Origin of the sequence: Sodalinema sp. (assembly GCF_046483825.1) — a bacterium.
GTDB lineage: Bacteria > Cyanobacteriota > Cyanobacteriia > Cyanobacteriales > Geitlerinemataceae > Sodalinema.
In genome coordinates this window covers 1-12431 of sequence record NZ_JAWOCL010000097.1, presented here as the reverse complement: position 1 = coordinate 12431, position 12431 = coordinate 1, and the positions used below count along the sequence as shown (strand labels likewise).

General features: G+C 51.0%; 11 protein-coding genes. 5 read left to right on the top strand and 6 right to left on the bottom strand.

The window, feature by feature from the left end; translation table 11 throughout:
• Positions 1 to 67 precede the first annotated feature (67 nt).
• Positions 68 to 229, top strand: a complete 162-nt coding sequence (locus R6U67_RS06455) for a Uma2 family endonuclease (RefSeq protein WP_410251780.1) — start codon at positions 68 to 70, stop codon at positions 227 to 229.
• Between the two features lie 19 nt (positions 230 to 248).
• Here R6U67_RS06455 and R6U67_RS06450 read toward each other — a convergent pair whose 3' ends face one another.
• Positions 249 to 1511 (bottom strand): OFA family MFS transporter, encoded by a 1263-nt coding sequence (locus R6U67_RS06450; protein WP_410251779.1) that lies wholly within the window; start codon positions 1509 to 1511, stop codon positions 249 to 251.
• A gap of 164 nt (positions 1512 to 1675) precedes the next feature.
• Here R6U67_RS06450 and R6U67_RS06445 point away from each other — a divergent pair, with 164 nt between their 5' ends.
• Together R6U67_RS06445 and R6U67_RS06440 are read left to right on the top strand one after the other, a co-directional pair.
• Positions 1676 to 3172, top strand: coding sequence for a hypothetical protein (locus tag R6U67_RS06445; RefSeq protein ID WP_410251778.1), 1497 nt, complete (start codon positions 1676 to 1678; stop codon positions 3170 to 3172).
• A 259-nt stretch (positions 3173 to 3431) separates the two neighbouring features.
• A complete protein-coding gene (locus R6U67_RS06440; RefSeq protein ID WP_410251777.1) occupies positions 3432 to 4847 on the top strand; it encodes an aminotransferase class I/II-fold pyridoxal phosphate-dependent enzyme in 1416 nt (471 codons plus the stop codon).
• 89 nt (positions 4848 to 4936) lie between these two features.
• On the opposite strand, the gene R6U67_RS06435 is transcribed toward R6U67_RS06440, so the two are convergent.
• The 4 genes from R6U67_RS06435 to R6U67_RS06420 all read right to left on the bottom strand — a co-directional run bounded on the left by R6U67_RS06435 (position 4937) and on the right by R6U67_RS06420 (position 8374).
• Complete coding sequence (locus R6U67_RS06435; protein ID WP_410251776.1) at positions 4937 to 5563, bottom strand: hypothetical protein; 627 nt, start codon at positions 5561 to 5563, stop codon at positions 4937 to 4939.
• A complete protein-coding gene (locus tag R6U67_RS06430) occupies positions 5564 to 6922 on the bottom strand; it encodes a CRTAC1 family protein (protein ID WP_410251775.1) in 1359 nt (452 codons plus the stop codon).
• Positions 6923 to 7058: 136 nt separating this feature from the next.
• Positions 7059 to 7295 (bottom strand): hypothetical protein, encoded by a 237-nt coding sequence (locus R6U67_RS06425; RefSeq protein WP_410251774.1) that lies wholly within the window; start codon positions 7293 to 7295, stop codon positions 7059 to 7061.
• A gap of 104 nt (positions 7296 to 7399) precedes the next feature.
• Positions 7400 to 8374, bottom strand: coding sequence for a metal ABC transporter solute-binding protein, Zn/Mn family (locus R6U67_RS06420; RefSeq protein WP_410251773.1), 975 nt, complete (start codon positions 8372 to 8374; stop codon positions 7400 to 7402).
• 140 nt (positions 8375 to 8514) lie between these two features.
• On the opposite strand from R6U67_RS06420, the gene R6U67_RS06415 reads away from it, so the two are divergent.
• Both R6U67_RS06415 and R6U67_RS06410 read left to right on the top strand, forming a co-directional pair.
• The gene (locus tag R6U67_RS06415) at positions 8515 to 9309 is read left to right on the top strand and encodes a metal ABC transporter ATP-binding protein (RefSeq protein ID WP_410251772.1); all 795 of its coding nucleotides are present in this window, start codon (positions 8515 to 8517) and stop codon (positions 9307 to 9309) included.
• A 197-nt stretch (positions 9310 to 9506) separates the two neighbouring features.
• A complete protein-coding gene (locus tag R6U67_RS06410) occupies positions 9507 to 10364 on the top strand; it encodes a metal ABC transporter permease (protein WP_410251771.1) in 858 nt (285 codons plus the stop codon).
• A gap of 201 nt (positions 10365 to 10565) precedes the next feature.
• Here R6U67_RS06410 and R6U67_RS06405 read toward each other — a convergent pair whose 3' ends face one another.
• Positions 10566 to 11906 (bottom strand): TrkH family potassium uptake protein, encoded by a 1341-nt coding sequence (locus R6U67_RS06405; RefSeq protein WP_410251770.1) that lies wholly within the window; start codon positions 11904 to 11906, stop codon positions 10566 to 10568.
• Positions 11907 to 12431: the final 525 nt, after the last annotated feature.

The following is a 12431-nucleotide window of genomic DNA, read 5'->3' as shown; positions in this document are numbered from 1 at the left end:
CGAGGGGTTAAGCACTGGCTCCCCATAGACCCAAGAATCCCCACGCCTTCAGGCTGGGGAGTGTCAAATCGACAATGGTGCATCGTTGGCCTGGTTAATTGATCGCCAGCAGCGACAAGTTTGGCTATATCGCCCCCAACAGCGGCCTCAATGTCTGGAAAACCCAGTACAGGTGAGTGGAGAGCCTGAATTGCCCGGTTTTCAGTTAATGATGGCCTCCATTTGGTAGGGGCTATTTTGGCCTGGCGTCACTCAGACACGACATCTTTGGGGCGATCGCGTTTCAACATCACCGTAGCCAGGATAATTCCCACAATCGCTAATCCTCCCATCGGATAAAACGCATAGATATAACTCCCAAACCAATCCCGAACTTGTCCCGCCACGAGGGTTCCCAACAAGGCCCCGACACCATAGGCGGTGAAGACAATCCCGTAATTTTGAGCATAATCATCAGGATTAAACAGCCGTAGCGTCGCCGTGGGTGCGAGGGCTAACCATCCCCCCAGGGAGAACCAAAAGAGGCAAAAAGCAACGATATAGGTGGCGACTTGTCCCTCTTGGGCATTCACCATCAAAATACAGGCAATAAGAATTAGGGTATAGGAGGCGATCGCCACATAACGGGGTTGCAGGCGATCGCACAACCAGCCAAACAGCGGCCGACTCGCCCCATTGAATAAGGCAAAAATCGAGACACTGGTTGCGGCCAGTCCTGGATCAATGGCAATAATTTCTTCCCCAACAGGACTCGAAATCCCAATCGCACTTAGCCCAACAAAAGTCCCAATGGTATAACAAATCCAGAGACCATAAAAAGAGGGGCTTTTGAGCATCTTATCTGGATAGCTAACTGGTGCTACCATAGATGCTTTATTGTTATTTTTTTGCGATGGAACCCAACAGGATGGGGGCAACTTCATTGTCGTTGAAACAACCAAAATAATCACCGCAAACAAGGCTCCCAAAATAAATAACGTTGGTCGAGCCTGATAGCGATCAATCAAAAACTTAGCCAAAGGAGCCGTGATAAACGGAGACAACCCAAAGCCAACAATCGTTAAGCCCACGGCCAACCCTTTCTTATCGGGGAACCACCGAGCCGACACCGCCATCGGAACGCCATAGGTAATGCCCACACCAATTCCAGCAATTACACCATAGCCGAGAACCATCACGCCAATATTGTTGGCAAAACTTGCGAGAATATAGCCCAGCCCGACAATAACGCCTCCAATTGCTGTCATCAACCGGGTTCCCATGCGGGTAATATAAAACCCTGCAATGGGCATCGTAAAAGCATAGCAAAGCAGGGCAATCATATAGGGCAGTAAGCTTTCGGTCGCCGTCAAGCTCAAATCTGCCTCCAGAGGCTTTCTAAAAATACTCCAAGAATAAACTGTCCCCAGACAAAGCAAAACCAGCATTCCCAGAGGAATCAGCAACCAACGCCCTCGTTCCGGAGGAAGTCCGAATAGCTTTAGGTCTGATTCTGGTGTAGAGATATTCATCACTGACCCCTGTTTTTCGGTTTTTAGACTATAGAGCAATCAACCCAGAGAATCAAGTCTCCCGTAGGCGTTCGTTAACATAAGCTCAAACCGCCGCTGAAGTCGGGGCGGCCATCTGGGGTACAATCAGAGCAACGGAGATAACCAGATGGGGCGGAAGTACGTTGTCTACATATACAGGTCGTTATCAAAGCCGGTTTTTTAACTTTGTTGCCGAACAGTCGCTACGGTTGGGCAACGCCACCGCCAAAGCCGCCCGTCATGTTCGCTTTGCGGCCACAACTGCGGTTCAAACCGTACTATATCCTGTTTACGCCCTATTTCAGACCGCCCGTCGTCTCGATCGCCAAGTTCGAGGCGGCCAGCGTCAGCAAACCCCTCTCCCTCCCGCCGATGGTCCCATTCAGGAGATCCTCGAAAACGTCGCCCGCCTCAACGTCACCTCCCAACAACCGATTCAAGCCCTGGCCAGTTCCTGTTCTGATGGACATTTGGTACTGATTACCCCTGACAATCAGGTTCTCGATCTCCTCACTCGCGAACAACAAGACGATCTCGATCAGCAGCTTCTCCAAGCCATCGCCGGCTATTGGCATCAAACCCTCAAAGCCGTTCGTCCCGCTCCGAAACCCTATCCGGTGCGAGTCTTTCATCGAGCGATGCGTTGGGTGCAACGCAGTCCCCTGGCTCTATCCCTGAACTTGTTTCAGGAAACGGACCTCGTACAACCGGTCCCCAAGCCTCGGCCCGATTCCCCACGAGAGAGCCAACCCTCGGCGTTATCTCCTCAAGCCGTGGCCCTCATCGATCGCCACATCGCCTATCTCGAAAACGAGTATCTCCTCCCCATCGTCGAGGAACCTGAACCCGTTTGGGTTAAAGTTGGTCTGCTGGTACAAGCGGCGATCGCCTATTTCTTTGGCGACAACAACAACGACAACGAGGCCCAGACAGGCTTGAATCCCGCAACCGCTTCAGCGTCTGCTGAGTCCTTAACAGGAGATAACTCGCCCCAACTGACCGCCGGTGGTGGGGCCATGAAACGCCACTCAAACCGGGTCGCTGTCACCGCCAACACATCGAATCACGCCCGATTCTACCACCGCATTCAAGACCTCATCGAAGGGGCGATCGCCTACTTCTTAAACCTCGACAGTCCCCGCCACCCCAAGCAACGCCGCAACTTACAGGCTAACCCCAACCGGGGCGATCGGACCCTCCCCGATCCCTGGGATACCCCAGAACTCGCGGCCCAATACCCCTTTGGCATCATCGCCGCCGCCACCGCCGCCATCCCTCTCCCAGACAGCGTCAGCTTCAACAATCCCTTCGGGGAGTTTCCGACAACCGCCATCAACCCGAACCCTCCAGGAGATCTCGCCTATCCTCAAGCCCCCAAATCTGGCAAGCCGCAAGTCGTTCAGCCTTCCAATCGGGCCATGACCCCCTCCTCAATCTGGGAAACCTCTGGAGATATGCATACTGTGGCCGCCTACTCCCAGGATGAATGGCAACCCGAGTTTAAACCTGAGTGGATCGAAACCTATGTGAATGATGTTCATTATGTCCGCCATCCCTTGGAAATAGTCCTACATTGGCTCGATACTCTCTTGTTGAAACTTGAAACTTGGGTGATTCGACTTTGGAAACGGTTGTTTTAAAGAAGGGAATAGGGGATAGAAGGGAACAGGGAACACCGGAACAGGGAACACCGGAACAGGGAACAGAAGGCAATAGGCAAGAGGAAAGCTAGCAAGAGGCAATAGGCAAGAGGCAAGAGAAGGGAACACCGGGATACCGGATAACCCACCCCGCCCTCCGGGAACCTCTCCCAAGAGGGGAAAGACGTAGGGGCGTACCCTTGTTGTCGCCCTCTTCTTCCGGCAAAAATAATTAAACTCATCTCACAATCCCTCGCAAATGTTACAGTCTAAAACCCCATTTTTAGACGCTCTTAAAGCTGAAGCAAACTCGTCTCAAACTCCCTTTTACTTCCCTGGACATAAACGGGGACAGGGGATTGCTAATCCCTTAAAAAATTGGCTGGGACTTGAGATGTTTCAAGGGGATTTACCCGAACTTCCTCAACTCGATAACCTGTTTCAACCTCAAGGCCCGATTAAAGCCGCTCAACAGTTAGCAGCAGCGGCGTTTGGGGCTAAGCAAACCTGGTTTTTAACCAATGGTTCCACCGCTGGCGTAATCGCCGCGATACTGGCCACCTGTAATCCAGGGGATAAAGTACTGCTGGCCCGAAATAGCCATCAATGTGCGATCGCCGGCCTCATTTTAGCCGCCGCCGAACCCGTGTTTATTCAGCCAGACTATGACCCCCAATGGGATATGGTGCTGAGCGTAACTCCAGAGGCGCTAGAAGCCGCCTTAAAGCAACATTCTGATATAAAAGCTGTTTTGGTGGTTTCTCCCACCTATCACGGCATTTGCAGCGATATTGCTGGACTGGCCGCCTGTTGTCATCGTCACGGGATTCCCCTCATCGTTGACGAAGCCCATGGCGCCCATTTGGGGTTTCATCCTCAATTTCCGGCGTCAGCCTTGCAGGGAGACGCGGATCTCGTGGTTCAATCGACTCATAAGAGTTTGACGGCTTTATCTCAGGGGGCGATGTTACATTATCAGGGCGATCGCATCTCCCCCGATCGCATTCAAGCCGCCTTACCCCTGGTTCAGTCTACCAGTCCCAACTCCCTGATTTTGGCGAGTCTGGATATGGCCCGCCAACAAATCGCCACCGAGGGTTATCAACAGTTACAAAATTGCGTCGAGATGGCCCAACGGCTGCGATCGCACCTTAGCCAACTCCCCAGCGTCGCCCTATCCCCCCACGCCGACGATCCGAGTCGTCTCACGCTGCGTATCGGCCAACTCACCGGCTATGCCGCTGACGAACAACTCACTGAACACTTTGGCGTGATTTGCGAACTTCCGCAACTCCATCATCTCACCTTTGCCCTCACCATCGGCGATCGCCCCCCCGACGGCGATCGTCTCCTCAACGCCATCAGCCAACTGGCCCAATCCGCCCCCATTCCTAGTCCTCTCTCAAGCCAAGATTTATCACCGATACCTCCAGCAATCATGACCCCCCGTCAAGCCCATTTTGCACCGAAAAAAAGGCTATTATTTCACAATTCCCCAGGAGAAATTTGTGGCGAACTGATATGTCCTTATCCTCCAGGGATTCCTATCCTGATTCCCGGTGAACGCATCACTGAAACCGCCCTAATTCACTTAAAGGAAACTCTCGCCGCTGGAGGAGTATTAACGGGATGTCAGGATACAAGCGGCGAATTTTTGAGCGTTGTTGATTGGTAGAAGGCAAAAGGCAAAAGAAGGGAACCGGGAACACCGGAACAGGGAACAGAAGGCAAGAGGCAAGAGGGATTTTTGGGTAATTCTTAAGATTAAGACTTAATGATTAATTGTTCTTGTGTTGTGTCTGACTCATCCGATTGAGATTGTTGCAAGAGAAAATACGCACCAACCGCAAGTAGAACCACCACAATTAAGAGAATCCCCTTTAAGACGGGTCCCATCTGAGACGGCGAATGAGACGTCGAGGAGGGAGACTTAGGTGCCGAACCCTCCTCAGACCCCCCCTCATGATCTGGAGAACCTGTCGCACCTTGAGATTGGGAAAAGAGTAGATTGGAATAGCCTCCCACCGCCACCGCGAACTCTTGTTGCCAAGCCGCCGCCGAATTGCCGGTTTTGCGACCATAGACCCGAACTCGATCAACACCTTCAACTTCCCAGTTGACCACCTTCACCCGTACCATCTCCAAACAATTCGGGCGATCGGGTACATTATCATCGGCCTCTAAAATCACATGCAGACAACGCTGCTTCGTGACCACCTTCGATCGCACTCCCCAGGATTTCAGTTGCTGATTTAACAGGGCTGAAATTGCCTTGGAATCGCCCTTACGAGCCAGTTCATGTAAATCCTGTTGCGTCATGGGGTTGGGTATATCCTCAAGCCGTCGTCCCACCTCAAGGATAACGGATTCTCGCAGAATCAGGAGTGCCATTCACGAGAAGCCATTGGGAGGCTTATTGGAACCGGGATAGGGAACCCGAATCACCTGATTGACCATCGGTGAGATTAACGTCACCGTTGCGCCATCGGGCCAGAACACCTGAAGTCGATCAATACGGCGATGGCTTCCCAACCCAAAATGGGCCACCGGTTCCATCTGACAGAGATAACCACTCCCGGCATCAATGACACGAACTTGATGATTTCCGGCCACCGTGAGGCGGCAGATTGCCCCTCGGGCCGGCGCACCATGACGGGTGAGGGGGGCCACCCGTAACCAGGCGCGATCGCTCCCCTGGGGACGATATAAACTCAGAGTTTGCCCCGCCGACTCCCCGTGAGACAGCAGTAACTCTAACTGGCCATCCCCATCAAAATCTCCCACCGCAGCCCCCGTTCCCAAGCCATCGGGTTCCCAAGCATCGCCAATATCCAATTGTCGCCAAGCCCCATCGCGCAATCCAAACAGGCGATTGGGTTCCCCGAGACTATTAAAGAAAATCTCCTCAATCCCATCATTATCAAAATCCGCCGCAATCACCGTCCGCACCCGTGACGGTCGCGCCATTTCACGGGGAGCAACATTGCGAAAATGTCCCCTGGCCCCCTGTAAAAATAGGCGATGACTCCCTTCCCAATTGCCATAGACCACATCAAACTTCCCATCCCCATCAGCATCGAGAACCGCCACACCGCGACTCTGTTCATGGGCATCCTGTAGCCCCGCCGCCGCCGCCATCTCTTCATAGGTTCCATCGGGGTGATGACGAAATAGGCAATTAGCCCCATTTTCGTTGGCCGCAAAAATGTCCATCCCCTTACTCACCAGGGGTAAGGCGACCACGCCGCGAATCCCCGCGACCCGCTTTAAACCAATCTCCGCCGCGATATCTTTGAGGCGATCGCCCCGTAGTTCATAAAAGTGGATCGAACCCGTCGAATCGGCAATAAAAAAGCCATAATCTCCCTGGCCGAGACGATCCACGCAAACCGCCGAGCGCCCACCCATCGGTAGTCGAGTCGTCTGTTCAAACAGATCGACCCACTGCTGTCCCTGCCAGCTTAACAACCGATCCGCATCGCGATCGCTGTTGAGACAATAGAGTTCTTCCCAGCCATCCCCATTGAGATCCCCGGCGATCAGTCCCAAGCTTTGTCGTTGGCCATCGGCGATCGCCTCACAATCGAGATCGGCCAGAGTTTGGCCATCCCATTTCAGCACCCGATTCGGACCTCCCCAGCCAGCAATTACGATTTCAAAGCAACCATCTCTGTCCACATCGGTAATCGTAATACCGTGGTAGTTGAGCCGGGGATTCCTCTGCAACAAATGACTGGCATTGATAAACATTAGTGCTGACAGTTCGTGTGAGGCATATCCTACTATTTTAACGAATTTGCCTCTCGGAGGTTATCACAGCGACCTCGCAGGCGACGCCTAGAATCTTGAACTCCTGACACCACCCGCGAGGGAATCTTGTTACACCTTAAGAGGGTTGATCGCCAATATTCAACTCTCTTTTCGAGGCTTTTAGCTGTTTCCAAAGATCCTTAATCGCCTCGTAGGCTTCATCGGGGGGCAATTTACCACTCGTCTCCAGGTTACAGATATAGTTAACCCGCTGGGCAAATTCCTGTAAATTGGCATTAAACACCACATTTTCCGGCTTAAAGTCACCGTAATAGCGATTACGAGGAAAGATAAACTCATCGCGATCTGTCATCGTTAGCTCCTTGGGGTTACTTGAATCACCAGAACCTCCCCCAACCTAGACCTGAGACACCAAACCTGGGAAGGGCGATCGCCGGATCGCCCTCATTCTAGCGACTAATCTGAGGAGCGATTGGCTGGCAAATCCCCCGAACGCCCTTGTTCAAAGGGAGTACAGCGTCCACCAAGGGCATTTGTAATCGTACAAGTATTCGAGGCGATCGCCGCAATATAGGAGTCTCCCTCGCGTCCTGGCGCACCAATGGAGTCTGAATAAAGTTTCGTCTGGGCCACCTCCACCCCCGCTTCCTCGGCGACCGTGTTAATCAACTGAGGATTAATCGTCGTTTCGGCGAAAATGACCGGAACTCCACTCTCACGAACCTCATCGACAAGCTGGCGTAGGGTTTGGGCGCTCGGTTGTTCTTCGGTACTCATACCAATGAGAGTTCCCAACACCTCTAGGCCATAAGCGTTAGCATAATACTGAAAGGCATCATGGGTCGTCACCAGTTGCCGGTTACTCGCGGGAATGGTGGCGATTTGCTCCTCAATCCAAGTATCAAGTTCTTCGAGTTCATCGGTGAACATGACCGCATTCTGGGTAAAAATGGCGCTGTGAGCCGGAGAGGCTTCGATTAGGACATCGCGAATATGACGAGTCATGGCGATCGCATGGCTGACATCCCCCCAAACATGAGGATCCGGTTCGATCGCCCCATCCGTCTCAAAATCCAGAGGTTCGATCATTTCCCCCAACGCCACCGTCACCGCATCCCCCTCGATCGCCTCCACCATCCGAATTAATCCCGGTTCGAGATTATGACCGTTATAGAAAATCACATCCGCCTGTTCGAGAACCACATTATCTTGGGGAACTGGCTCATAAATATGGGGATCAGCACCAGGATCTAAAATTCTCTCATGAGCGATCGCCTCTCCCCCGACCTCTTCAACCCAATCGGCGATGATCGTACTCGTCGAGACCACCCCAAGCCGCTCCTCCTCCCCCATCGGAACCCTTGGCGTACAAGCCCCCAACCCCAACACCAGCGTGCCGAGAACTCCTGCGAGAGACGATTTCAGCTTCATAACCCTAGTCAACCTAGCTTTCATTTTTCTTTCATATATTTATCATATTTATCTCATTTTTAAGATAAACTGATGGAGACGAGCCGACTCCGCGACCACTGTTTCAGCCAGACTCTCCCCTCTTTCCCCATTGAGTGACCATGCAACACCTTTCCCTGATCCCAGCGCAACCCTGGAACTCGAACCAACCCAGCCAGGTCGCTAAGATTACCCCCTCCCCCACCATCGCCGTCAAACAACTCAACGTCCACTACCGAGAGATTGAGGCCCTGCGAAACATTAACCTGGACATCCAACCGGGGAAACTCACCGCCATCATCGGTCCCAACGGCGCCGGGAAAAGCAGCCTCCTCAAAGCCATGTTGGGGTTAATCCCCAGTACCGGCCAAGTCCACAGCGCCGGAAAACCCCTCACCCAGCAACTGAAGCGAGTCGCCTACGTTCCCCAGCGATCGCAAATTGACTGGACCTTCCCCGCCACCGTCTCGGATGTGGTAATGATGGGACGCATCCGTAAAACCGGCTGGTTCCAACGCTACTCCCCCACCAGTCGCCGCATCGCCACCGCCGCCCTCAATCGCGTCAAAATGGGCGAGTTTATCCATCGTCCCATCGGCGAACTCTCGGGAGGACAACAACAACGAGTTTTCCTGGCCCGTTCCCTGGCCCAAGAAGCAGAAATCTTCTGTTTTGATGAACCCTTCACCGGAGTCGATCGCAAAACCGAGACAATTCTCTTTAACATCTTCCGAGAACTCGCCGACTCCGGTAAAATTGTCCTCGTCGTCAACCACGACCTCGGCGAAAGCATCCGTCAATTTGATGATTTAATTTTACTCAATCAAGACCTCATTGCCACCGGCCCTCGTTCTGAAGTTCTCACTCAAGAGAATATGTATCGCGCCTACGGTGGAAGAGTCCAGTTTGTTCAATAATTTATTTTAGGGGCAAAAGGCATAACCCACCCCTAACCCCTCCCAAGAGGGGAAGGCAAAAGGCAAAAGGCAAGAGGCAAAAGGCAAGAGGCAAGAGGTGAGAGGGAGGTTCTCCACTGTTCCCTGTTCCCTGTTCCCTGTTCCCTGTTCCCTATTCCCTATTCCCTATTCCCTATTCCCTATTCCCCTCTCTCACCATGATCCTTCATCTTCTCCTAGACCCCTTGCAATATGGGTTTATGCAGCGATCGCTCATGATTGCCATTTGTGTCGGTCTCGTTTGCGCCCTCGTTGGAAGTTATTTAATGGTACAACGGTTAGCCCTTCTCGGTGATGCCATTAGTCATTCCGTTTTACCGGGACTGGCGATCGCCTTTCTTTTCGGCGTCAACATTCTTATTGGTGCCTTTATTGCCGGAGTTCTCAGCACCCTTTTAATTACTTGGATTCACACGCGATCGCCCATCAAAGAAGATGCCGCGATGGGGATTGTCCTTTCTGCCTTCTTTGCCCTCGGTATCACTCTAATTACAATTATTCAAAAAGATACCAAAATCGACCTCATGCACTTTCTATTTGGTAACATCTTAGCCGTGAGTGCCAATGATGTGCGAGATACCGTATTGATTACTATTTTTATTATTATTACCATCGTTGCACTCTACAAGGAATTACTCTTTTATAGCTTTGACCCTCAGGGCGCACAAGCCGCCGGACTCCCCACCAACGCCCTCAACTTCGGTTTAATGGTACTCATCGCCCTCACCGTCGTCGCCAGCCTCAAAGCCGTCGGTGTCATCCTCGTGATTTCCCTTCTCATCACCCCAGGGGCCACCGCCTACCTACTGGTTCCCCGACTTCATCATGTCATGCTTCTTGGGTCAGGTCTCAGCATCCTCTCCAGCATCACAGGAATGTACCTCAGTTATTACTATAATCTTCCTTCTGGCCCTGCGATCGTCCTGGTTATCACCGGGTTTTTCACTCTCAGCCTTCTCCTGAGTCCCCGCCACGGTCTTCTCTACCAAGCATTCAAGTTAGCAAATAAACAATAATTAAAATATATCTCTTATTATTAACCGGTTGATCCAAGAAATTTATCAGTTTCAAAAAGAATTTTAGGTCTTCTGGATATAGGGTATAATTTATTGCATGGTACACCAAATAGTAGGGGCGAAAAATTTTTCGCCCCTACTTTTAAGAGGGGATAGGGTGGCGGTGAACAGCAGCAGAAGCCACCGTTCACCCAAAACCATTTAAATTATCAAATCCTCCTCCCCAGAGACAATTTCAGGAGTAGAACGGCGTTGAAATAGAGCCACACCAAACGAGATTACACCAACCCGTCCAATAAACATCAAAGCAATCACAACAAACTTACCCGCTATCGTCAAATCTCCCGTAATCCCTCGGGATAAACCGACCGTTCCTAACGCCGAAGCTGCCTCAAAAATAATATCTTCAAAGGATTGATCTTGTAGAATCAACAACAAGATCGTCCCCAAACACAACGCGAAGATATAGAAAACCAACGTAGCAAACGCCGACAATAAGCGATGTAAAGGAAGGCGTCGGCGGAAGAATGTAATTGAATTACTTCCCCGCAACGAAGCCCAAACCGTCGCTAAAGCCGCCGCAACCGAAGTTGACTTGAGTCCTCCCCCAGTACCCGACGGCGAAGCCCCCACAATCATCAACAAGAGGATGATAAAGAGTCCAGCAAAACTCAACGAGTTAATCGGATGAGTGTTGAACCCGACCGTAGTTAATGCTGTCATTGACTGAAACCAAGCTGCTAAAATACGTTCTCCAACACTCAAGGCTTGTAATGATGGATCAAAAGCTAATAAAAAAAGAAATCCCAAAACCAGTAACAGTCCAGTGAACGTCAAAATGACACGAGTGCTAAGGGTTACCTTCCGTTTACGTCCTCGAAGCCTTTGCCACAGATCTGATGCAACCAAGAAACCAATTGCCCCAAACACGCTCAAAATAGTTACCACTAAATTCACACCAACCTGACCCCGAAAATCCTCCAAACTATTAGGAAACACACTAAATCCTGCCGTACAAAATGCCGAAACAGAGTGAAATATAGCTGTCCAAAGAGCAAACTCCACATCCTGACCTCGAAACAGAATATAGAGTAAAACTACCCCAATCCCTTCTAAAACCACAGTAAAAATAATCGTGTGGCGAATGAAGTTTTTTAAATCGAACCCTTGAGGCAGAGAAAAAACAGCATTTCCTACCCGTTGTCGCACATAGGAAATTGGGTTTTTACTAGCAATGAGAACAAACGATCCGAGAGTCATATATCCGAGACCCCCGACCTGGAACGCTAATAGGATCACGAATTCCCCGAAGAAGTTATAGGCTTCTGGAGTATTGACCGTGATCAGTCCAGTCGTGCTGACTGCCGAGGTTGCGATGAAGAGATTATCCAAAAAAGAGATAGGTTCATCCTCCCAGCTAATCGGCAAACACAGTAGAATCGTGGCGATCGCAATGTAGAAAGTATATCCTAGCAACACAAGTCGTAAGGGATGAGAATATCCCAGACGACTTAAAGCGGTCGGCAGACGAAATTTATTCATTATCTAGTGAACTCGTCGAGTTGTTTTGACTAACTTAAAGCCAGTGGAACGAAATTTCGCAGGACTATCAATACCCTAAAATTATACCGAGGGGGATGCCTATATAGAGGCTCACCAGTTCCAAGCCATCAATAAAGCGGCGGAGATGGTGATTAAGTTCCTGTTTTGCCCTCCAACACATGAAACAGTAGAAACCAGTCACGAGGAGAGACTTGATTCTTAATAATCGCTTGTTACTTGCTGTTAATCACGTTAAGAGTTGCGAAATCAGCAGCGACTCTTCGGATTGGGAGGCTAGGCTGAGTATATATACTCAAGCAAATATCAAGCCAATTATTATTCCCAGCGATTGAGCAATCAATCGAAGGAGGAATCATGACATTCAACCCATCTCAGACCCTGCGAGGTGTTCTCTCCCTGGGAGCAGCCGTGGGTGTGGGCCTACTCGCATTCCCCGGAGCCGTGAGTCTAGCCCAAGACTACAATGCCACTCCCCTCTACGGGACGTTAAACCTCGATGCCGGG

Coding starts and splice junctions, on each gene's coding strand:
- R6U67_RS06425 (WP_410251774.1), bottom strand. CDS start 7,295: ATGACAGATCGCGATGAGTTTATCTTTCCTCGTAATCGCTATTACGGT.
- R6U67_RS06430 (WP_410251775.1), bottom strand. CDS start 6,922: ATGTTTATCAATGCCAGTCATTTGTTGCAGAGGAATCCCCGGCTCAAC.
- R6U67_RS06420 (WP_410251773.1), bottom strand. CDS start 8,374: ATGAAGCTGAAATCGTCTCTCGCAGGAGTTCTCGGCACGCTGGTGTTG.
- R6U67_RS06440 (WP_410251777.1), top strand. CDS start 3,432: ATGTTACAGTCTAAAACCCCATTTTTAGACGCTCTTAAAGCTGAAGCA.
- R6U67_RS06435 (WP_410251776.1), bottom strand. CDS start 5,563: ATGGCACTCCTGATTCTGCGAGAATCCGTTATCCTTGAGGTGGGACGA.
- R6U67_RS06410 (WP_410251771.1), top strand. CDS start 9,507: ATGATCCTTCATCTTCTCCTAGACCCCTTGCAATATGGGTTTATGCAG.
- R6U67_RS06450 (WP_410251779.1), bottom strand. CDS start 1,511: ATGAATATCTCTACACCAGAATCAGACCTAAAGCTATTCGGACTTCCT.
- R6U67_RS06405 (WP_410251770.1), bottom strand. CDS start 11,906: ATGAATAAATTTCGTCTGCCGACCGCTTTAAGTCGTCTGGGATATTCT.
- R6U67_RS06415 (WP_410251772.1), top strand. CDS start 8,515: ATGCAACACCTTTCCCTGATCCCAGCGCAACCCTGGAACTCGAACCAA.